24 protein-coding genes are annotated in these 22,343 nt (G+C 40.0%); 16 read left to right on the top strand and 8 right to left on the bottom strand.

Annotated elements, in window-relative coordinates:
* Positions 1-766: 766 nt before the first annotated feature.
* Positions 767-1,636: a geranylgeranylglycerol-phosphate geranylgeranyltransferase gene (locus tag EO98_RS10535; protein ID WP_048140266.1), complete on the top strand. Its 870-nt coding sequence runs from the start codon at positions 767-769 to the stop codon at positions 1,634-1,636.
* Positions 1,637-1,916: 280 nt separating this feature from the next.
* Here EO98_RS10535 and EO98_RS10530 read toward each other — a convergent pair whose 3' ends face one another.
* Complete coding sequence (locus tag EO98_RS10530) at positions 1,917-3,149, bottom strand: methionine adenosyltransferase (RefSeq protein WP_048140264.1); 1,233 nt, start codon at positions 3,147-3,149, stop codon at positions 1,917-1,919.
* A 305-nt stretch (positions 3,150-3,454) separates the two neighbouring features.
* The gene (locus EO98_RS10525; RefSeq protein WP_048133309.1) at positions 3,455-4,198 is read right to left on the bottom strand and encodes an RNA ligase partner protein; all 744 of its coding nucleotides are present in this window, start codon (positions 4,196-4,198) and stop codon (positions 3,455-3,457) included.
* Between the two features lie 719 nt (positions 4,199-4,917).
* Here EO98_RS10525 and EO98_RS10520 point away from each other — a divergent pair.
* Both EO98_RS10520 and EO98_RS10515 read left to right on the top strand, forming a co-directional pair.
* A complete protein-coding gene (locus EO98_RS10520) occupies positions 4,918-5,352 on the top strand; it encodes a hypothetical protein (RefSeq protein WP_200895244.1) in 435 nt (144 codons plus the stop codon).
* 479 nt (positions 5,353-5,831) lie between these two features.
* The gene (locus tag EO98_RS10515; protein WP_048140261.1) at positions 5,832-6,224 is read left to right on the top strand and encodes a co-chaperone YbbN; all 393 of its coding nucleotides are present in this window, start codon (positions 5,832-5,834) and stop codon (positions 6,222-6,224) included.
* 8 nt (positions 6,225-6,232) lie between these two features.
* On the opposite strand, the gene EO98_RS10510 is transcribed toward EO98_RS10515, so the two are convergent.
* Positions 6,233-7,066, bottom strand: a complete 834-nt coding sequence (locus tag EO98_RS10510) for an ABC transporter permease (RefSeq protein WP_048140259.1) — start codon at positions 7,064-7,066, stop codon at positions 6,233-6,235.
* Between the two features lie 159 nt (positions 7,067-7,225).
* Entirely contained in the window at positions 7,226-7,867 is a 642-nt protein-coding gene (locus EO98_RS10505; protein WP_048140257.1) for an ATP-binding cassette domain-containing protein, read from the bottom strand.
* Positions 7,868-8,422: 555 nt separating this feature from the next.
* Between EO98_RS10505 and EO98_RS18480 the strand changes: the two genes are divergently transcribed.
* The 4 genes from EO98_RS18480 (at position 8,423) to EO98_RS10485 (ending at position 12,332) form a co-directional block, all read left to right on the top strand.
* The gene (locus EO98_RS18480) at positions 8,423-8,743 is read left to right on the top strand and encodes a hypothetical protein (protein ID WP_156164110.1); all 321 of its coding nucleotides are present in this window, start codon (positions 8,423-8,425) and stop codon (positions 8,741-8,743) included.
* A gap of 598 nt (positions 8,744-9,341) precedes the next feature.
* Positions 9,342-10,295, top strand: coding sequence for a deoxyhypusine synthase (locus EO98_RS10495; RefSeq protein ID WP_048140251.1), 954 nt, complete (start codon positions 9,342-9,344; stop codon positions 10,293-10,295).
* Between the two features lie 4 nt (positions 10,296-10,299).
* Entirely contained in the window at positions 10,300-10,965 is a 666-nt protein-coding gene (gene pyrF / locus EO98_RS10490) for an orotidine-5'-phosphate decarboxylase (protein ID WP_048140249.1), read from the top strand.
* Positions 10,966-11,282: 317 nt separating this feature from the next.
* On the top strand, positions 11,283-12,332 hold the full coding sequence (locus tag EO98_RS10485) for a site-specific integrase (RefSeq protein WP_162197877.1): 1,050 nt from the start codon (positions 11,283-11,285) through the stop codon (positions 12,330-12,332).
* Positions 12,333-12,371: 39 nt separating this feature from the next.
* Here the strand turns inward: EO98_RS10485 and EO98_RS10480 are convergent, their stop codons facing one another.
* Entirely contained in the window at positions 12,372-13,391 is a 1,020-nt protein-coding gene (locus tag EO98_RS10480) for a hypothetical protein (RefSeq protein WP_048140244.1), read from the bottom strand.
* Positions 13,392-13,538: 147 nt separating this feature from the next.
* Between EO98_RS10480 and EO98_RS10475 the strand changes: the two genes are divergently transcribed.
* The 5 genes from EO98_RS10475 to EO98_RS10455 all read left to right on the top strand — a co-directional run bounded on the left by EO98_RS10475 (position 13,539) and on the right by EO98_RS10455 (position 18,920).
* Complete coding sequence (locus tag EO98_RS10475; RefSeq protein ID WP_048140242.1) at positions 13,539-13,802, top strand: hypothetical protein; 264 nt, start codon at positions 13,539-13,541, stop codon at positions 13,800-13,802.
* A 334-nt stretch (positions 13,803-14,136) separates the two neighbouring features.
* Entirely contained in the window at positions 14,137-14,688 is a 552-nt protein-coding gene (locus EO98_RS10470) for a hypothetical protein (RefSeq protein ID WP_048140240.1), read from the top strand.
* Between the two features lie 4 nt (positions 14,689-14,692).
* On the top strand, positions 14,693-16,762 hold the full coding sequence (locus EO98_RS10465; RefSeq protein ID WP_052734510.1) for a minichromosome maintenance protein MCM: 2,070 nt from the start codon (positions 14,693-14,695) through the stop codon (positions 16,760-16,762).
* Positions 16,763-17,402: 640 nt separating this feature from the next.
* Positions 17,403-17,972 carry a tyrosine-type recombinase/integrase gene (locus EO98_RS10460; RefSeq protein ID WP_048140238.1) on the top strand — a complete coding sequence of 190 codons (570 nt, stop codon included), beginning with the start codon at positions 17,403-17,405 and terminating at the stop codon, positions 17,970-17,972.
* Positions 17,973-18,533: 561 nt separating this feature from the next.
* A complete protein-coding gene (locus tag EO98_RS10455) occupies positions 18,534-18,920 on the top strand; it encodes a hypothetical protein (RefSeq protein ID WP_048140236.1) in 387 nt (128 codons plus the stop codon).
* 2 nt (positions 18,921-18,922) lie between these two features.
* Here EO98_RS10455 and EO98_RS10450 read toward each other — a convergent pair whose 3' ends face one another.
* Positions 18,923-19,573 (bottom strand): hypothetical protein, encoded by a 651-nt coding sequence (locus tag EO98_RS10450; RefSeq protein WP_156161110.1) that lies wholly within the window; start codon positions 19,571-19,573, stop codon positions 18,923-18,925.
* Positions 19,570-19,767, bottom strand: coding sequence for a hypothetical protein (locus EO98_RS18475; protein WP_156161109.1), 198 nt, complete (start codon positions 19,765-19,767; stop codon positions 19,570-19,572). Before EO98_RS18475 ends, EO98_RS10450 begins: the two co-directional genes overlap by 4 nt.
* 99 nt (positions 19,768-19,866) lie before the next feature.
* On the opposite strand from EO98_RS18475, the gene EO98_RS10440 reads away from it, so the two are divergent.
* The 4 genes from EO98_RS10440 (at position 19,867) to EO98_RS10430 (ending at position 21,370) form a co-directional block, all read left to right on the top strand.
* On the top strand, positions 19,867-20,127 hold the full coding sequence (locus tag EO98_RS10440) for a hypothetical protein (protein ID WP_048140230.1): 261 nt from the start codon (positions 19,867-19,869) through the stop codon (positions 20,125-20,127).
* Positions 20,128-20,142: 15 nt separating this feature from the next.
* Positions 20,143-20,667, top strand: coding sequence for a hypothetical protein (locus EO98_RS10435; RefSeq protein WP_048140228.1), 525 nt, complete (start codon positions 20,143-20,145; stop codon positions 20,665-20,667).
* 3 nt (positions 20,668-20,670) lie between these two features.
* Positions 20,671-20,883: a hypothetical protein gene (locus EO98_RS18470; RefSeq protein ID WP_156161108.1), complete on the top strand. Its 213-nt coding sequence runs from the start codon at positions 20,671-20,673 to the stop codon at positions 20,881-20,883.
* 295 nt (positions 20,884-21,178) lie between these two features.
* Positions 21,179-21,370, top strand: a complete 192-nt coding sequence (locus tag EO98_RS10430; protein ID WP_048140225.1) for a hypothetical protein — start codon at positions 21,179-21,181, stop codon at positions 21,368-21,370.
* A gap of 121 nt (positions 21,371-21,491) precedes the next feature.
* On the opposite strand, the gene EO98_RS10425 is transcribed toward EO98_RS10430, so the two are convergent.
* A complete protein-coding gene (locus EO98_RS10425) occupies positions 21,492-21,812 on the bottom strand; it encodes a hypothetical protein (protein WP_048140223.1) in 321 nt (106 codons plus the stop codon).
* Between the last annotated feature and the right edge of the window lie 531 nt (positions 21,813-22,343).

Below are 22,343 nucleotides of genomic sequence, written 5' to 3'. Positions count from 1 at the left end.
CAGCGTCAGATGTGTATAAGAGACAGGGTATCGGTTGGCACCGGATCGGGGGTATCAGTTGGCACCGGATCAGGGGTATCGGTTGGCACCGGATCTGTAGTTCCTGTATCATCTGCAGCAGATGCCATGCCAGGAATCATGCCAGGAATTATTAGCATTATCAATAATACATAAATTAAAGAACTAAAAAAATCGGTTTTCATTTTTATAGGCCTCCGCCCACACATCAGTAAACAAAAATCTCTGGTATATCAGAGTAAGTCATTGACAATTTATTATATTATTCATATAAACAAAATTTAGAGATTTGTTTTGAGTAGATTTTTCCAATAAACTGCTGGTTTAAAACAATATATTTGTCCAAACAAAGTAACCCTGAATCTCCTTAGAACAGAAGTAGACGATGATTCAGATTTAAGGGGATCATACCGGGAAATGGATTTCAAAATTTTGAGAAATTAACGATACAGTTTGTTATATGTTTCGACCCTCTTTCGAGATCCTTGAATCACTTTCCCCTTAATAAACCGGGCGGATTTTTTCCCGATTTTAAAATGTTTTAATCTGGTAGGAGAATTATGTCCTTACACAATATCCCAATCTGACAGCCGGTTCAAATCTTAAATTTTCCCTCCACAGGAAGAGTTTTTTCATTTGAACGCTCGAACCTTATTTTGATTCGTACTTTTTTGATTCAATACTAAATTTTTTGATTTGAGACAAAATATCCGATACTTTTAATACTTTATAATGCTGCTTTCTTCTGATGTCTGCCGGAATACGCACATACCTGGAGCTTATGAGGTACGGAAACTGCCTGATGGCAGGTTTTGCAGCTGTAATAGGAACTTTGATAGCCTTTAATATCCTGACTTCCGGTACTTTAAGTTCAAATTTTACGGGACCATTTCCTTTTCTTGATGCAGGTCTCGTGTTTCTGGTAGTATTCGTGGTTTCAGGTGCAGGAAACGTTATCAATGACTATTTTGACATAAGGATAGATTCGATCAACCGTCCGGAAAGGCCCATCCCATCCGGGAGGGTACAGGCAAAAGAAGCCCTTTACTTTTCTTACCTTCTGTTCGCCCTTGGTACCCTGCTGGCTTTCTCTGTAAATTCGGTCTGCGGGTTAATTGCCCTTTTTAACTCCCTGCTGTTGATCCTGTACGCAAAAACCCTTAAAGGTACGCCCCTTTTAGGAAACCTGAGCATAGGCTACCTTACTGGTTCTGTATTTCTGTTTGGAGCTTCTATTTTTGGGTTTGGAGGAATTAAGGTTCTTTCCGTGCTTTTTCTGCTTGCCGCTCTTGCCATTACAGCCCGGGAAATCGTAAAGGATATTGAGGATATGGAAGGAGACAGGATGGAAGGGGCAGATACCCTGCCTCTTAGAATCGGGGCAAAAAAAGCAGGTTATCTTGCAGTGCTCATAGGGCTCCTTGCCGTACTTTTAAGTCCTCTACCATACGTTGTGTCCATCCTTGGCCTGCATTATCTTTACATTGTCTTTCTGGCAGACCTGGGATTTCTTGCAGCTATTCATCAGCTCCTTGCGCGGAATAACCCGACAAAGTCCTCTAAGATGTTCAAAATAGCCATGTTTTTTGCCCTGATAGCTTTCATTGCCGGGGTATAAACTTTACATAAATTTACAAAAATCAGTCCTTAGTTTACCTGGGCCTGCCTGACCGTTCACACAGGTCACTAAGGACCACAACCCTGATTTTTACGATTGCCTCCGCGAGAGAAATCTGCTGAGTTTCGATTTTCAGGTAATTTCTTCTCAGGTAATTTCGCGAGTCGGGAAACTGGCAGATCGGTAACTGGCAAATCGGCAACTGACAGATCGGCAACTGGCAGATCGGCCATTCTCAGGACTGAGAGCCTTAGCAAGGACTGCGGTCTCAGTAAATAGATTAGCAGATAGGTTTCTTTCCTGCTACAAGTTCCATAGAGAAGGAATGGATATTTTCAAGTTCTTTTTCTATAACTTCTGCAGCCTCTTTTTCTACATCTCCGGCTGCACCTTTTTTCATTATCAGCTGGGCAGTTGCAATCTGAGGCTGGTCAATGGGAGTTCCGATTTCGCTCAGGAGCCAGACATACACCTCAGAGACATCGGGAATCTTATTGTAAATCTCTGCTGCGATCCTGTGGGAAAGGAGATTGTAGATCTTTCCTATATGGCTTACAGGATTTTTCCCTGCTGCAGCTTCACTGCTGACAGGACGGTTTAAGGGGATAATTCCATTTACACGGTTTCCGCGCCCCACCTCTCCGCAGTCGGCGTCCTCTGCGGATGTGCCGGTAACCGTTGTGTAAATTCCATCCATCCCCCTGCCCGGCATGTCCAGAGTGTTAAGGGAAGCAGTGGGTTTTGCACAAATGCAGGCTTCAAACTCAGCTCTCTCTTTTTCCGCAAATCCGGCAGCAAACTCTTCGATCCGGTCATGCAGTTCCATTTTCTGTTTGAAATAGTCCTCTTCAGACTCCACAAACCTGTCCACAAGAGGTGCAGCAACCGTAAGATGGATGTCTTCTTTATGCCTGAGGCCCATTACCTTTATGTCTTCTCCGGATTCCGGACATTCTTTCTTGAACCCCTTTGAGTTAAGGTAGCGTTCAGTCTCGAGTACCAGCCTTTCTGTAGGGCTCAGAGGCGCATATCCGACTGCTGCGGACGTATCATTTGCCCCGAGAACCTTTCCTCCTCTGCTAAAGATATCCGTAAGTTCTGCTGAACCCCTTTTGAGCTCCACCTGGTAAATGAGGTTTTCAGGGTCTACAAAACGGAGGTTTTCTGAGAACCAGTCTTTTGCTGTACGGACCGCAAGCCCTGAAACATCGATCTCAACTCCCTCGTATTCGAAGGTTGCCCTATCCCCTATTATCAGCCGCATAGGGCTTACAACCCTTCCTCCTCCGAATTTTCCTTCCACCTGCCCTGCAACAAGCATGCCCTTGTCTATATTGTGGTGCAGGATGGTCCCGAAGGTGTCAAGATATTTCTGGCTGAGATTTACGGAAATCTGTTCCATGATAGCGTCACAGATATAGTCCGGATGCCCAAGCCCTTTTCTTTCAACGACCTCTACCTTCTGGCGGTAAACTTCCGAAGCTTTCAACTCTTCTATAACAATATTTCTCAAACTCTTTCCCCCCGGATTGCCCTTAAGGGCGTACAGATACTGTATTGATCTTGTTAATGTAAGTGAAGACAGCTTAGTTTGTCAATAAATGTATTTCAGTGAAGATGGGATATTCAGTGAAGATGGATGAGGTCTTCAGTGAAAATAGATAAGGTCTTCAGTGAAGATGGAATATTCAGTGAAGATATGTGGCGAATGCAGGCAATAAAGGCAGGTCAGTTGAGAAATTCCCCTTAATAAAACTAAAACTGACCAAGGCAGTCCAGATCCTTAAAGCTGTCAGCCTTCAGGGCCCATTGAGCCTGTTAAATAAATTCTGCTTCCTCTGAATGACCCTTTTTCTTTTTATCCCCATCCCCCTTTTCTTTTTCACCTTCCGGAGTATGCCTAAGATATTCTTTGATCATCATCGGAAAGGTGTTTGCAGGCACGAAGCGAACTCCAAGCTGCTCGGCCCATTTTTCAATTCCGTAATCGCTTGCAACGACAGCTGCATCAAGTTCTTTGGCAAGGATCAGGACATCAATATCCGGCGCGCTGTCAAGGATGCCATACCTGAGAGCTGCCCTGTATTTATTCCTGAATTTGCCTATTATCCCCCCGATAACTTCTCTTTCAACTTCTTCCCTGTACTCTTTTTTCTTGTTTTGCGGGTTTTCCATGAAAAGGCATTCGGTTGCTGCCTCCCATATTGCATCTTCTGCAACCCCCATTCCCCGGTTAATCCTTTCCCTCATGTAAGATACGTATTCGTGGAATATCTGTGAGGTTACATCGACTCTATAGCGGTCAGGAGCTTTTTTCACAAGCCAGGTATCTATCTTTGCTATAACCTCCCTGTCACAGCCGTTATGGCTTGCAAATTCGTACATCTCCTTGTACACTGATGGATAGGGAACATAACAACTGATCCCAAACTGCAGACGAGCATCGGCTATAAGGTCAAGTATTGATTTCATCCCCTCACAAAGGGATGTATAGCCCATAACCTCCCGGGTCTGCAGATCCGTTAGTGCTGTAGTATCCAGCACGAATCTCTGCTTAAGCATTTTTTCGAGTCCTTTTATAGTATTCTTTACCCTTATTATGTATTGATCAAGGAGCAATAAAATTCTTTGTTTAATTCCCCTCTCCTACCCCTGCGTACTGCACTTTCCTCATTAACGTATTTTTTGTTCCTGTATTATACATTTGTTCTCTTTTCTCATGCTTATTTTAGTTCTCTTTTCTCAGGCTTATTTTAGTTCTCTTTCCTCAGGCTTATTTTAGTTCTCTTTCCTCAGGCTTATTTTTGATCTCTTCCTTCAGGTTTATTTTATTCATAAAACCTCAGCAGGAAACCCCTGATTCTTTAGCTAAGAGTTAACCTATCCTAACTATTATTTGTGTAATTATTCATTGAATTTCGATCAAAATGAATAACTGTATATACTCTTAAAACCTATATTTACATAGGGAAGTTTAAGCCATAAGCTGAAAAGCGGTTTGAAACATATTTTGCATATTGTTTTCTCGGATTGTTATTGCCTGAGTGCGTAAAGTATCTCCGGGAGCACATTGGAATAAAAATTAATATGTGATATTCATTATCGCTTTTATCTCGGTTCGGGGCAGGACTTCTCTGGCTGAAATGCCGGCAGCTTAAATATTATCTGGCAGGGTGAAAATTCAGATCAAAGGTGTGAAAGATACTGAACCGGAGTAGAAATACTGAAAAATGGACCGGTCTGGTATGATATGGATAAATAGGCTAAAAATGGGGAATTAAATGAGTGCAAACACGGAAAGTTTAAAACCTTTTGTAGGCTCAGCACAGGGTTTTGTGAGGAATCCTCTGATGAAGGGAGGCGACACAATGAAAGAGTATTGTAATATCTGTGGTCGGGAACTGCAGGAAGATGTGCTGGTTGTGGACACCAGTCTAGACATGAAACCAATCACGTTCAGGGATGTTCACGGGGAGAAGTCCGATCTGATATGCATTGAATGTGCAATTGATTCGGTTGAAAATCCACCCTTTGTATGTACAAGGTGCGGACAGCCAATAGAGTTTAACGAAAAATTCTATGTATTTAAGGAAGCAACCACAAAACCGGGTGGTCCCAGAGTAGATTTCAAAGAAACATGCCTCGATGACAAATATATCTGCAGCACATGTTTCGACGAGACTATGAACCCGGAGTATGAAGAAAAGGAAGTATGAACAGAAAAACCGACAGGTAGAATTCTGTTCTCTAACCTGCCATTAAGTTTTTACAATGGGTAAAAAGCCGGGTGTAACTGCCCGACGAATTAATGTGTCCGAAAAAAGACAGAACTGTTCCTCCAGTTCTGTTCACCAGCTTTTTCTAAACCTTTCCTCCATTTCTTTTAATATCTTGCGAGCTTCGTTCTTTACTGACCGGAAACTGCCCCAAATTTTTGTAATATACTATTTTTAACCTTCGTGTTTTTATTTGTTAGAGCCTGTTTTCCGGAATTGAGAAGCTGCAAACAGCAGGTTTTCATAAGCTTGAATCCACAGATGCATGAACTTTAATTCCATGAAGACATAAATATTGCTTTAATTAAAGCATAAAGTACTGTTAGCGTAAAAAACCACATATTTCTTCAAACCTAAGAGCAGATTCATTCCTGAATTTAATTCATTTATCTCATAATTTCTTTTAAGGGGGTAATTGATTGGACGAGAATTATGTGCTTGAAATTGAGGATGCGACCTGGGGACAGCAGGTGGAAAGTTCTGAGAAGCCTGTTATTGTAATGTTTTACAGCCCTGCTTGCCCGTATTGTAAAGCTATGGAACCTTATTTTGCGGAGTATGCAAAGGAATACAGGGCTTCGGCAGTTTTTGCCAGGCTGAATGTGACAACAAACCCCTGGACTGCAGAAAGATATGGGGTCCAGGGCACACCCACGTTCAAGTTTTTCTGCCATGGGAAACCTGTGTGGGAACAGGTAGGCCAGATCTATCCTTCCATCCTGAAGAACGCGGTCAGGGATATGGTCCAGTATGGTGAGGAATGCGTAAGAAAAAGCACTCCGGTAGGGCAGGACATCACAGGATATGTATAACCTGAAGGTCAAGCCCAATGTGTCCTGTTCTTCTTTTTTCCTTTTCCCTTACCTTTTTCCCTGTATATTTCTTTATTTACCAGCCCATACTCGTCAAAAGTAGTATGGATAGTGCTAAGGATGCTAAAGGTAGTGCTCATGGCTGTGGACACATAAAGAGCAACCATGATTGAAATCTGATACTTGATTGCAAGGATAGGGCTTGCGCCTCCGAGGATCTGACCTGTCATCATTCCGGGAAGGAAGACAACCCCTGCAGTTGCGATATTAGCAAGGGTGGGCCTGAGTGCGGAGCGAAGGCATTTTCGAATATAGGGTATGAGGGCTTCATACCTGCTTGCCCCGAGAGAGAGGCTGTAAAGGTATCTATTTTCGTTTCTGCGGATATCCTCATAAAATTCTCCCATACCCACAATGTTGCCCCTGAGTGAGTTCCCAAGAATCATACCTCCTATGGGGATCAGGTAACGGGCTTCCAGAAGGTTTCCAAGGTCAAGCACGAATTCGTTGAAGTACAGCAGCACGCTTAAATTTGCTGCCGTAAAAGAAAGTATCACCGGTAGAAGCAGTTTTTCCATATTGAGTTCTACATTGCGTATGGTTGTGTAGCTTGCAATTGTAACCATTCCCAGAACCCAGGCCAGGTTCAAAGCCCCATTGTTCAAATCGAAGACGTAGGTCAAAAACACGCCTACCATTCCCAGCTGAACTGTCATGCGGGTAACCGAATCTATAGTTTTCCGGGAGATCTGGAGCTTTATCCTGTAACTGATTGCCAGAGGAATCACAAGCAATAGAAAGCAGAGTATCAGGGAAGGTATCGATATATCGGGGCTTACCATCTGAAAATTCCTCTTGTTATTTTCGTGAAGTTCTTTTTATTCGGCTCTTTATCCATCCTTTTTTAAGATTTAGATTTAACTCATTTAGCTTTTTACAGAAGGACGCAACACTGTCCGGCGATAGTTATCAGTCCGAGAAATTGTTCCTTAGAGATATTTTCAATCAGACCCATTATTTCCGATAGTCACAATTTCCACCCCATCCCTTTCCCATTCTGTATCATGTGAAATTACAAAAAGTGTCCAGTGGCTGTGTTTAAGGAAATGGTCAACAACCTTTTTTTTAAGCTCGGAATCGAGAGCTGAGGTTACCTCGTCAAGCAGGAAAACTTCTCTTTCAAGTAGCAGGGCTATCAGAATTCCTATCCTTTGTTTTTCTCCTCCGGAAAGGTTTTCAAAGTTTTTCTCAAGTATGTCTTTTTCCAGCTCGAGTTCCCTCATAAGAATATGCAGCTTTTCAGGGTCGATTTTCTCCCTGTTGGAGTGGTAAGAACGGACCTCATCAAGCAGATCCCTTACAGGTCCCTCGCCGAGATCCATATCCTGAGAAACATAAGCCATATCTTTTCGAACCTGCCAGGCTACCCGAGGACTTAAGGGCACACCTCTGTAATAGACTGAGCCTTCAGAAGGTTTTTCAAATCCAAGAATTATTTTAAGTAGAGTGGATTTTCCAGTTCCCGATTTACCTTTTAACAGGATCTTTTTACCTTTCAGAATGCATAGAGAAAAACCAGAAAGCACTTTTTTGCTGCCGAAATATATGCCTGTGTTTTCATACCTTATTATTTCATCATGCATCTTTTGCCTCGAATCTTTCCACTCTATATATTTTGTGTATATTTCTTTTGCGGGCTTTTGTTTTTTTTCATTCCTTTTTGTAGAAGAGGTTTCTGTCCTGCAGTTCCTCTAAGAGAAAGTTTATCTATACAGAGGTGTTCACATAAACCAATTCATATAATCAGTTTCCATTGGTCATCGGTTAAGGATATATTTTCCCTCGTTTTCTACTTTTTTTGGTATTAATCCCTTCAGTTCTTATCTGCCACAATAAGGCGTACATTCCTCTCGTTCTGTTCTTACTTGCTTTACACTCACATCTTTTGAACGGTATTTCTACAACTGCATTTAATTTTTCAGTGTAAAGACATAGTTACACACGATGTACATTAATTTTTAATTTAGGATGATATAATCCTTTATAAAATAAAATAAAGTATTATAAAGCTTCGAATGTATTTTTATTGCTTTATTTCTGCTTATTTATAATAAGAATCTTTATATTATTGGATTCCCAGTTTGTTTTTGATTACCGGTATTCTCGTATAAAAAATAAGCAAATAAGGTGAAAAAAAAATGAGTTTCAATAGAAAGTCAACTTTGAAGATTATGGCATCAGTTTCTGTTGTATTAATGTTGTTAACTTTGCTTCCTGCGGGAGTCTCTGCAGTTCCAATAACAAAAGACTTCCACAATGAGAAATCCCTTGGTGACCAGGACCAGGACCGCCTTAGAGATGGATCATGCACATTATCCAGCAGGGCTTCTAACTGCAACGGTGACAGAGACCGCCTTAGAGATGGATCATGCACATTATCCGGCAGGGCTTCTAACTGCAACGGTGACAGAGACTGCCTTAGAGACGGTTCCTGTTTATCCACTACTTCAGGAATCTAACTGTAACACTTACAACAGGATTAACTGCCCGTGAACTTTAGTTCACGGGTTTCCTGCTTCATTTCCCAAAGCTACTTTCACAAGTCAGCAGGTTCTTACTCACGTGCCGTAGGCGTCAAATTACGATCAAGTTCTGATCCTGCAAAGAGAATTTTTTGAACACTATTGTAGAAGTGGATACAATTTGTCATGATTCCTTATTTAACAGATGACCAATGAATCAGTTTTATATAATTAATTTCATATAATCAGTTCCATATAATCAGTTCCATATAATCAGTTCCATATAATCAGTTTCATATAATCAGTTTCATATAATCAGTTTCATATAATCAGTTTCATATAGTTACTTGCAGGATAGATAAACTTCAGACAAAACGCTATACATGGCATGCTGACCTCAGCGTCGAATGTCATTATTATTTATAATCAACAAACTTCACAGAACTTCTTGCACCTGCATACTTACTTCAGCAAACTTACGCGTTAACAGAATTACATTTTAATAGATCTACGTTTTAACATAACAACTATTAAAAATATTAATATTTTTGTTATATTTACGCCTTAATGGTTTTATAATCTATGAGGAAAAAAAATGGACTTTGAAGCTTCTGCTAAAGATCTTACAAATCCGGTCAAAGGGGCAAAGATAGTTCCGAATATGACTGTAGATGAGCTGGTAAGGGAGTACAGCGGCTGTGCCTTTGGAGCAGGCAGGCTGGCTGAGGCTGTAGATATCTATTATGAGATGCTGGCTTCAGAGAAAACTACGAAGTTTTTCGGGCTTGCGGGGGCGATGACGCCTGCAGGCATGAGGAATATTGTTGCAGACCTGATCCGCGACGGGCATATCGATGTGCTTGTCACAACCGGAGCCAATATGGTTCATGACACGGTTGAGGCTCTTGGTCTTCACCATTATAAAGGTTCAGATTGCGCAAATGATATTCAGCTCAGGCATGAATGTATTGACAGGATCTATGATGTCTACCTCCCGGACCAGCACTTCACCGACCTTGAAGAATTTCTACAGGACGTTTATGCGGGGCTTCCACAGGAAAAACTCTCTATCCGGCAGGTCCTTACCGAAATAGGAAAGAATCTGGACGATGACTCCTCCATCCTTAAGACCGCAGCCGAAATGGGTGTGCCGGTCTACTGCCCTGCTATTCAGGACTCAGTAATAGGGCTTCAGGCCTGGCTCTATAAGGAAGGAAACCCTCTGCATGTGGATGCTTTTGCGGACATGCACGAGTTCATAGATATCTGCTATGGGGCTGAAAGTGCAGGCGCTATGCTGCTTGGAGGCGGAGTCCCCAAGAACTATATCCTGCAGTCTATGCTTATAACTCCCAGGTCTTTTGACTACGCAATCCAGCTAACAATGGACCATCCGGAAACCGGCGGGCTGAGCGGGGCAACTCTTGACGAAGCCCGGTCCTGGGGAAAGGTCGGTGAAGAGGCGAAATCAGTAACAGTCTACGCAGATTCAACAATTACTCTTCCACTTATTGTGTCAGCTGTGAGGACACGCCTTTCAAAGAGGTGATTTGATGGAAAGGAATACCGGTATGATCGTTGCTCTGGACGTGACTGACAGGGAAGAAGCGCTGAAGATTGCAGAAGACATCTGGGAATTCGTGGATGCAATAAAGGTGGGCTACCCTCTGATACTTGCTACAGGACTAGGGATTATCAGGGAACTTGCCGAATTCGCCCCGGTTATAGCTGATTTCAAGGTTGCCGATATCCCCAACACCAACCGCCTTATCTGCGACCAGGTATTTGAAGCCGGAGCCGATGCCGTCATCGCTCAGGGCTTTACAGGCAGGGACAGCCTTGATGCCTGCATTGAAATTGCTTCCGAATACCGAAAAGACGTCTTCGTTGTAAGCGAAATGAGCCACCCCGGTGGCGCTGATTTCATGCAGCCGGTTGCAGAATCAATTGCAAAAATGGCGCTTGAAGCAGGAGCTTTCGGGCTTGTCGCCCCAGCCACGCGGCCCGAAAGAGTGAAGAAAATCCGGAAGATCGTCGGGGACAAACTCACCATAATCTCTCCCGGAGTAGGCGCCCAGGGAGGAAGAGCCTCGGACGTTATTGCTGCAGGGGCAGACTGGGTAATTGTAGGGAGAAGCATCTACAAAGCAGAGTCTCCTAAAGAAGCTGCACGTGAGATTGCGGAGGAAATTCAAGCTGAGCTTCGCGGAAAATACTGAAGGATATTTTGATCTGAAAGAGAAAGTTTCTCTAAGTTTCTCTAAAATACATTTATAATCTCAATTACGTGCCTGTGATGAAAAAATCGGCTGATTTCATGATGAGCCCTATGAGTTCTGAGGCACGAAAATTGAGTACCTCATGTATTAAATACTAAGAAAACCAATAAGTAAGTATGTTCAAATTAGCGGATGCTGAACGGTTTTTAAATAGTGATGAGGTTTCAGATTGTAACCGAGTAATCCTTAGAAAGTATCTGCGCTTCCTCCGACATGAAGGTAACTCTGAAAGGACCGGACTTAATCACATTGAGAATATGATATGGGTTGCACGGGCGCTGAGAGACACTGATCTAGCAAGTCTTACGGAAGATGATCTTTACACCTTCTTTGATGCTCTTGAAGCTTATGAATATGTAAATAGAGCAGGCCAAAAAAAGAAATATTCTGAAGCCACAAAAGAGACTCGGAAAATTTCTTTGAAAAAGTTCCTGAAATGGAATGGAAATTTTGACCTGCACATGAAGATTAAAAGCAAGAGACTCAAAGGAAAGAAGCTTCCCGAAGACATCAAGTGCAAAGAAGAAATCGTAAAAATGATAGAAGCCGGAAATAACGTTAGAGACCGCGCTATTATTGCATGTTTTTATGAATCCGGAGCAAGGAGAGGCGAACAGCTATCCACCAAGCTCAAAAATATAGAAATGGACGAGCACGGGGCTGTTATGACGTTCCCTGAAGGTAAAACCGGAGCTAGAAGAGTCAGGTTAATTTTTTCTGCCCCATATCTACGAGAATGGTTAGAGATCCACCCCAGAAAAGATGACAGAGACGCTCCCTTGTGGTGTACTTTGGACAAAAGAGCTGCGTCTATGTCGGTTACTGGTCTTGTGAACGTGTTCGATAGGTGCGGAGAAAAAGCAGGAATCGAGAAAAAAGTAAACCCTCACAGTTTCCGGCACGACCGCGCGACGCATTTGGCCTCAAACTTCACCGAACAGCAACTTAAAATGTTTTTAGGATGGTCCCCTACATCAACCCAACCCGCAACCTATGTCCATTTGAGCGGAAAAAATATGGACGATGCTGTTTTGAGAATGTACGGAATTAAAACGGATGAAAATGACACTGAGTTTTTGAAGCCTGGTGTATGCCCTAGATGCCGCGAGTTAACTGCAGTAAACGCCAAGTTCTGTTTTAAGTGCGGGTTACCACTTACGAAAGAAGCCGCAACAACTGTAGAAGCCATAAAAACCGAGTATGTGCAATTAGCGGATTTGGATGAAATTAGAAAAATGAAAGAAACATTAAAACAAGAACTGGAAGAGATTGCTAAGCTCAAAGAGATGATAGTGAAAGGAAAATAAATTCTTTTATGGCCTTCTTCAGAGTAGATGAAGAAGGCTTCATGTCTCCAAATTAAATTTTGAGTTCTTGGGATAAGTCTGGAGAAGATTTAGATTTCGCTGCTGGGACTCACAACATTTCTGCGTTAACATTTTCAATGCTATATTTATCTCTGGTCCGCTTAAACGATTGTCCTGAATCATTTTTTCTACTGCAGAAACCGGGTCCCTTTCGATCTCTTCTCTTAATCTAGCCTGCGCATCTTTTTTTCTGTAAATAATATCAATCTCTTTAGGGTTTGCTCTACCTGAAGATATGTCATTCAGAACGCAATTTTCAAAAACGTTGTCCAAGTTTGTTACGCATCCAAGCAGGTCATAGGTAAGGGCCTCAAAAACAGCACCATACCCTACTTCGTCGATGGCATCTTTTAAGATTTCTTTTAACTCTTCTACAGGTATTTCTCGGCAAGTTTTAAGAAACAGTTCTTCAGTCATTTCAACATTAGGATGATATTTTGCATAGTCAGAAATAAGCTTATTGATACAGTTTTTCACGCGTCTATATTTCTCAAAACCCTCGGAATGCTGATAACTTTTCCATGCGTTTTGGAAAAGAGTATCCGGGTCATTGAGTACACATAAATCAAAAAACGATTCTGAAACTTGTAATTGTTCTCGAAACCTATTATTTTCACATGGATAATTTCTAGTTATGAAAGTTTTGATGATTATATCTAATGCTGTTTTATATGTATTTAATTTGATTTCTGGATATTCTTTTCTAATATTTCTTAGATTTTCAATCCTTCTTATACTCCAGATTTTTTTACGTTTCTTGTCATCGGGATCTGGGTGAATCCAATCAACACAATAGGACTCGTACAAAAGTGGCATATGTTTGCGTATAGTGCTCTCATTCATTTTTAATTTTTCAGGGATATCCAACTCATTCGCAATGCCATCAGATGCATTCAATATAAATTCAATAATATTTACTTGTGTCACCCCTTCTTTTTGACGACTCTTCGATGTTCTATATGTGCACTTTGATTTTTTTTGTAATTCTTTGGCATTCATACGCTGTAGTATATTCTAAAAAATATATTAATGTTACGCAGGAGTTTTCTGGTTGGGATCTGTTAAAAACGATATGCCACGACCTCGGGTATAATCTAAAAAGAAGGCCCGGCCGGTGTATATATAGGTTCACAGGAGTATATTTTGATGGTGGTTAAAATATATATCAATCTCGGCACACGAAAAATCCAAAAGTGTGGTTACACGCATCTACTGCCACTACCAGCTATCTGGGCAAAAAATTTTTGCCTTACACAGGGCAGCGTAATGAACATTGAAATGCTTGATGACAGTAGTCTGAGAATAACCCCGGTCCCCACAGCCCACCACGACGACGGGGACAACGGGAGCACAACACCGTCCGCAAGAAATGGAGGTGCAGGCAATGGAAATATTGACCTCAACAGATAAAATGTTATTCTCCATTTGGGCTCACCAGATTGCTACTCAACATTCTGAAATTTTGGAACATATGCGTCAGAGTACCGACCCTCTTGAACGCGCAATTGCGATTCGAATAACAACCGTTGCCAGCGAGGGGTGAGCGATTGAAAATCAAAATTAGTTTGCTCCGAGTCGCCAATGAGTTAAACACTTCTGTTGGAGCCCGCTATCGAAATCGTAAAGCATACCTGTTTTATGGGGACGATGTCGTTACGTGTTCATACGCTTGCGGGGACGAGGAGTGCACTACTTGTCCAATTCCCTTGAACTGCCCCAATAGGGGACTGTGGGGGTACTTTAGTTGAATTCTATAGTGGATAAATCGACCCCTAAAAAACTTATCCCCAAAAATCTTCGATCTTCTAGTGAGGACGCGAAAACTTGTCCTCTATACTTTGATACTATCCAAAGATCGATTCAGGTTCCGCGGGATATTTGGGATGCAGCGAGGTGCGTTCCAGGAGGGAGGACGAGATTCATCATCAATGCATTGGCGGACGCAGTTGAAGCACGTCAATCAGAGCTTCCAAAACTGCGGCTTGAAATAAAAGAACACATTGCTGAACGGCAGAGAATTGAAGCGCTTATTTCGGCAAAAGAGGCCAGGATAGCTGAGCTACTGGAAGAGGAGAATAGATCATTGAGCGAGGCAGTTAAAATCCAGAAAAATATTGACCAGGCTATCGTAGAGACCAGTCGGTTACTGGAAATGTTTAGAAGAAACATTACCACGACTCATTTTAAACGGTTAAGCGACTTGACAGGAACTCCTGTAACTGATATTGAATCGTTTATTAAAAAACACCGATATAGGCCAACAGAGGAACAAATTAGGGAATTTTATCTGGGGTGATATTATGGAATATGGACAAATTGTAGACAGGCTCCAAGAATTTTTTAGCAAAAACACCATTGTTAACAAAGCTAGGTCCTTTAAGAATATCGAACCGTTTTCTTACTGGGATGAGCTTTTGATAGTAAGTGCAGAGTATCCCTCCAGAAAGGATGTGTATGTTGAGTTTCGACACCTTGAAACATTTAACCAAGAGCTGGCAGACAAACTGTTGTCTAATCCAACTGAATGGTTTATGGCTGCTACAGATGCAATATCTGAAATCGAGTTTCCAATAAATAATCTCCCAGATATTACAGTTCGAGTTATTGATCTGCCTCAAACGAGTGAAGTCATGATATCTAAACTAAGGAACGATCATCTAGAGAAATTTATTACTATTCGATGTGTTATTTCAAAGGCGACTGAAGTAAGGCCTGCTTATGAAACAGTTGCGTACAAGTGCCTGCGGTGTGGGCACGTTACCCGCGTCACCCTGTCGAAGGATTATGATCAACTAGAGGAACCGTTTGCCGGATGTGAAAATGACACTTGCGGAAAGCGGGGACCATATGATATCGTGAACGAGGGAAGTATAAGATACGATCACCAGTATTTGAAAATCCAAGAGCCTATTGAAAACCTGAGGGGACGACAACCTGAAACACTAAATGTCTCATGCTCTGATGAGTTAGCAGGGTCTCGCAAACCTGGAGAAAAAGTGATTATTACAGGAACTCTTAAAAGTAGAATCCAAACTAAGAAAGAAGGAAAAACGAAGTTTCTTGACTTTTTGTTTGTGGCAAACTCAATACAGCTGTCAGACAAAGATTATGAAAATCTTGAAATAACACCACACGATGAGGAACAAATAAAAGAACTTGCACAACGACCGGATATTAAACAAGTAGTTATATCTTCTATTGCTCCTTCGATCCGTGGTCATGAAAATATCAAGGAAGGGATCGTTCTTCAGCTGTTTTCTGGAAATAGCACAAATATGTCGGATGGTACTCACATTCGAAAAGATATACATATTCTTATTATAGGAGATCCGGGTGTAGGGAAAAGTCAGATTTTAAGTTTTGTCTCAAATTTTGCACCGAGAGCTATTCAAGTCTCTGGGGGGTCCACTAGTGCAGCAGGATTGACTGGCGCTGCAGTACGTGATGAGTTCGATGGACGATGGAGCATTGAAGCAGGGGCATTAACTATGGCAGGAGATGGGGGTATATGCTGCGTCGACGAGCTTGACAAAATGAATAATAAAGATAGAGGATCAATGCATGACGCTCTTGAACAACAATACGTGAATGTTGCAAAAGCTGGTGTGTTTGCAAAACTACCGACAGCATGTTCTTTGCTTGGAGCAGCCAATCCAAAATATGGTAGATATGATCAATATGAAAGCATTTTTTCACAGTTTAATATTGGAGATGCTTTGCTCTCAAGAATGGATCTCATCTTCGTATTCAGAGACATTCCGAATGCAGAAAATGATAGTGCTCTAGCATGGCACATTTTAGACGAGGGAAATACAAATTATCCAGAAAGAATCGATCTCGAATTGTTGAGAAAATATATTGCTTATTCAAAAATTTATTGTTCACCAAAAATGACAGAAGAAGCAAAAGCATGCCTTGTTGATTTTTTTTTAAAAACTCGAGAGAAAGCTGGGTCAATAAAGGATTCGGTCCCTGTGACGGTCAGAACCCTTGAGTCTGCCAAACGCTTGGCTGTGGCAAATGCAAAAATACGATTGTCTGAAACGGTAGAGAAAAAGGATGCTTTAGATGCTATTACACTGTTATTGAGAAATCTTCATGAGGTGGGTATCGACCCTGAAACGGGTGACTTGGATGCTTCATACTTGGAATGTGGTGTTAGTGGAAGCCAAAGACAAAAGATTAAATTAATGAAGGAAATTATACAAAAGCTGTGTAAACAGAATTTAATCAATGGAACGGCGAAAATAGACGATATAGAACGAGAATGTGAAAAAAATAAAATAGTTGACCCAATAGCCATTTTGTCAAAACTTAAATCAAGAGGAGATATTGTGGCTATAACTCCAGACAGTTTCAAGATTGTATGATACTTACATTTACAGTAGGGAAAAGATATCTATCTCTCTAAGGAAGAAAAATACGAATACGTATTCGTATTTTTATATATAGATAGTAGATATCTATTTTTAAAAAACAAAATTTCTAAAAATACAATTTCGTATTTTTTATTTTTTTAGAGTTATTGACTGACTCAAAACTCTACAGGTCTAAGAGTGAGTTAAAAATTGATAAAGGCAAAAAGAACTTTTAAGACTTTGGAGTTTCATTTTTTCCTGATCTTGCTTTACCTAGACCTGAAGATATTGAAGAACTTATCCTTATCCTAAAATCAGAATCCTTGTCCTGAAATTGAAGCTTAAACTCTCTTGAACCTAAGATTATGAAGAAAAAACCCAAAAGTAAAGATTTACAGAATAGTAGCATAGATAACATTTATTATGTAGTATTAAGGTGAAATATAGGTAGTGTTAGAAAAGTATGGAGGTTAGTTCTTTTTTGTCAAACTATTTAAAAGAACACAGGCTCCTTTTTCCCAATTTTGATAACAACGTTTTTATCTTAAAATGTTGTTGTTTCCCTGAATTCAGGGTTTTTTTCCTGCAGTTTTTCAAACTTGTTATCTTAATTATAGCAACGTTTTAATATTTTGTTGCTATTCTTCTTTGCATGGAAAACGGACTTGTTACTGCAGATGGGACTAAAGTTCTCACGGTCCAAGAGTATGACAGTTTTTTACAGGCAATTCCAGAATCTAAACGAACTATTTTTGAGATTAATACAATTACCGGATTAAGATATGTGGAGCTGCAAAGGCTCTATGATAATCCTGCCTGGTATTACAAAGAGAGAAATCAGATAATTCTCCCCAAAGAAGCACAACAGAAGGCAAAACAAAAGCAGATAAAAAGAACTATTGACAAACTGCCGTCTACTTTTCCGTATATCTTCAAACAATTTATAGAGGGCCACAAACCTCCGGAGAGGTCCTCCTGGAATAGGAACTTGGAAAGGTGGTCACTTAAAGCAGGTATAACTCCAAAAGTCGGTCCGAAGAGTCCGAGAAAAACCATTGAATCCTGGATGCTAAAATGTGGAATACCCGAAATTGAAATATTTTCCCGCCAGGGGCATGATCCAGTAACAAGTTTGCGACATTACCAAAGTTTAAGTTTCACTGATTACGAAATGAGGGATATACAAAAACGACTTGCTGAATGGGGGATTCTTAGAGCATGATTAACTATCAGACGCATAGCTTGATTATCTTAATAATGGTAATACATTTCACCTATCAAACCATAAAAAGGGCGCAAATCACCTTAAAATCGTTCAGTCTATTGATATTGTTTTTATAGAACGTCTTGAATTCTGAAAAAAGTGCGATAATTTAAATTATTTTCCACATTTTTATAAAAATACCTACAACCCCCTAAAAACAACTAGTTTCCGGTCCATGTGCGTGGCCGGGCGGTAATTCGTGTCCAATCTACTTCATATATGCTATATATATAATCTCGATTTTATCAGTGTTTTATTCTGATCTATTTTGATCTATTCAAGTGGATTTGTGACATTTATTTTAATTAATTATGAGTTATTCCATATATCCAAAGCGTTTATTCATTAGTATTCAAGAGTATTCAGATTTATTTTAAACTATACAGAGCTATTCGCAAAATATATATATATTTGCAGCGAATATGCAAGAATATGAGTTGTATATGGGGATCCGCACCGAAGCCTGACAACCTTCGTCAAAAAAGACCTGTGCTGTGTTTTAACTGCAAAAGGATTTACTTGTCCAGGGCTGCACATCCACTTTGTGCAAAATGCAGGTCATCCAGAGTAATTGAGTACTCAACTGTCGCTGAAAACTATGCTGCACTGAGGAACCAAGGAATCACAGATGAAGTCTTGAAGGTCCTCCAGGCCCAAGAAATACGCCAGTTGAAACTTGAACGGGCACTAGATTCTTATGCTACAAAATTCGAAGAGATGAACAATAGTAACAAAGGTCCTGCAAATCCAGGGCCAGCCAATGTAAATCTTGATCACGATGAATCCGAAAAATGGTGGCGTGAATCGGATAAAAAAAGGCAAGATTATTTGAATAAACTTCGATCTACTGGGACAAAGTCCCCTCAAACAAAAGTGAAACAGACAAATCCGGGTACTTCCCGGTGAGCTCATTTTTTCCGTTTCTGTTTTTCTGTCCAGGTGCCAGATAGATAATGCAGGCCCTCATCGATCTGCAGTCCTTCGATGGAAGGAAGTTTTTGTTTAACAATCTCTTTTTTTCGGGTATCCCTTGGGGGATTCATCCGCTCCAGGAGCTTCCGGGATCTTTCTATCTCAGAAAGGACTTCAATTTTTAACTGCGTTTCCACCAGGCTCTCAAATTGTTTCTGTGCCACCTCCTTGTCTTTCTCGCTTGTAGTTGGAAGAAACTCCTCCAACAGTCCCCGGACTATCTGGTATTCGTCCCTGATCTCGTCTAAGCTCTTTCCTTCCAGATCAAAAGGTACCACTCCGTTTTTTTTCAGAGTTTCTTTACCTACCCACAGGTTATCTTGTTTACTCTTTTTTATTGGGCGAATGGCCAAGTTAAATTTCAACATTTCCAAAAGATAAAACTTTGAGACAACAATTCGTATATCCTCGGTGTGTGTGCACCCAGTAAAATTGATCATAAGCTTCCCGGCACGATTAAACCCCAGATAAGCTTTAGCTTTGCAGATAATAGAGCTTTGATACTTTTTTCCTCCTTTCTTCTTGAAAGAAATTGAAGCAGGAGCCGCCAACAAATAACCCCTTTGTGGAAACTCAGACGAATTCATTTATTGACCTCATTTTCATTCTTTTCTTCTTGTTCAATTCTGAACAGCATCTCAATTAGCGCCGTGTTCGCTGCATCACTTATTGAAGAAAACATCGCGTTTTCCTTTTCCTTTCCCACATACTTTGCCAATTTCTTTTTAATATAAGGGCTCACTGTGATAGTAATTCTTTCTTTCCCCGATTTGTTTACCATATACATATCATAGTAAACAAAGATATAAATACATTTGAGTAGTATATAATCTTTGCATACTATGGTATGCTTATAATATGCAAAATGGAGTGGCATGTCATGAAAAATGTAAATTATGATAAAATTCAAATGCGTTTTTCCAGCACCTGTTTAACGTCATTCAAAACAGTTGAAAAAACTTCAGTTCAGGTCAGTTTAGTTCCAGACACATCTTTGAATCTAGGGGAAAATTGTATAAAGGTTCCTGGTCCGGTCTTTGAGTTTTTCTGTTCCATTATCGAAAATGGCACAGTAGCTTCGGTTAATGCTATCTCAGCGACTCTTAAAGACGATTCTGTTATTTTCTCGGGGGATATTTAAGAGAGGGGAATGAAAATGCAAACTGAAAACCAAATATATCATGAAGAAGACCACGAAAATCTTGAAAGTCTTAGATTGAAACAAGAAGTCACAAAAAAATTGCTGCATTCTATATTAATTCAGCCTGAAACGATTGATTCATGGAAAATTCGTCATGGAATCGAAATTAAACAAGAGTTAGTGACAATTCTTCATATTGATTTGGAAGACAATTTAGAAATAGAAACCGAGTTTGAAGATGATCCTGAATCAGAAAATGGTTTTGAGATAGAAGAGGGCACTGAATTAGGAGAAGGGGTTGAGATAGAAGGTGAGTTCGATCTGGACGATGATTTTGATTTTAATTCAATTGCTATAATCCGCAAGCGAGTCCTATTCGTTGCGAAATTGAACGAGAATGCACCATATCAAATTGATTATACATGTGAGATCATGGATGGGCACATGTCAATCGAGATTGATCCTACTGAATATATCATCGATTATGGTACGCATGATGACGATTCCTTTATTTATTCTGGAGACGTTTCGGGGGTTTGAACCATGTCTGGCGGCAACCTTAATGCAACCATCGAATCAATTTTTTTAGAATCTTATCAAACTCGTAAGGTTCCGCCTCAGCTTTTAAAAACATTTAAAAATATCAAATTCGTGACCACAACACATGATTCCCGTCGGGTAGTACGCATCCGCCAAGATCAATACAAAAATTTGATAGATTTTATAGTCAGAAGAAATGCACGGAGAATTGGTTAATCCGTGACCAAAATACTTAGCAATGTGCGGAAACCAATTATTCTCAAGCCCTAGGGGGCATATTTTCTTTAAGGTAGGATGGAATCACCCAATACGCTTATGAAAATTGATTGTGGGGCGTCTAAATCATTTACATTTTTTTGATTATTTTCAATCTGAAAATTATCTATGATTAAATGTTCAATTAGTGGGTACTAATCGAACAAAAAAAATACAGTTAAGACTATATAAATACAAGGTATAATACAAAGCAAAAAACAAGACAAATCCAAAAGTCCAAATTTGGTGAAATAAAATGAAAATAAAAACCTCACTGTCTAAAAGAGGTGAATCAAATTCCTTCATTACAACTATCCCAAGGAATTTATTGTTTCTTAGGGGAATCGACGTCACAAAAGGAAAAACTAAAGTTGTGTGGGATATAGATCTAAAAACTGGGAAATTTATTGTAGATTTTGAAAAAGTAGAAGAAAAGAAAAAGCTCTAAAAATTGCTTTTACTTCTCATCCTTCTTTTTTCCTTTTGTCAAATGCCTATAAACATTATCAAAAAGAGCTCTCTTGAATATATTACCAAAATCTCTGTCATCGTTTATTTTTGTGTAGAGATCAAGGTTTGAATCTATCATTATCATTCAACACATCATCAAAATAATCATTAAAAACAAGCTTGAAGTTATCCTCTGTGTTTACCTCCAGATCTGCAGCTCTTGCAAGTTTCTCGTTTTCTACAAGGCGCCGCTGCATATCTTCTGTAAAGTGTTTTAGTTTATCTGCATCTGTGAAATCGACCCCAAACCTTTCATTAATTTCCTGGATGATAATTTCCTTGGTCCGAATGCAACCCGCGATAAATAGGGGATAGCAACTTTGAAATTGGAGACTTTTTATTATTTTCTGGTCTTCATATTTTCTCCCTAATTCGTGCAAAACAATAGAATTTTAATTATATTTAGATGAATTCTCTCTTTTTGGGAAAAGGAGACATCGCAATAGATAAGTCAATGATAAAAACAGTAGTTGATGAGACGATTCCAAAACTCAAAATTTGCGTCTTTGGATCTCGTGTTTTAAATGATCAATCAAGCTTCTGATTATGAAAGCAACCCTGAATAATTCTGATGATTGAGATTAAAACTGGGTTTTGGGATAAGCTCGATAATAAAATACTGATTCCTTTGCCAAAAGAAAGCGTCTCATAAAGCTATTTCTTATTCAGAAGAGATTTTCAAGAAGAATGTGAGTTTCTTGAAAAAAGGTTTTACACCTGAGACGGATAATACAATGGAACAGACATTTTCTTTGATAAGTGATATCGTAGATAAAACAAGGTCATTCAAAACCGGTAGTGATCTAACCAATTTTTGTTACTATTTATTTACTTATTTCAACAAACGGTGTTTCAGTACTGGTAAATGGAAAGGATTCTCACCCTTAATGAGGGCAAGATTCCAGTATGGA

The sequence above is a fragment of the Methanosarcina sp. 2.H.T.1A.6 genome (assembly GCF_000979455.1).
Lineage (GTDB): Archaea > Halobacteriota > Methanosarcinia > Methanosarcinales > Methanosarcinaceae > Methanosarcina.
This window is presented reverse-complemented; position numbering and strand designations above follow the sequence as displayed.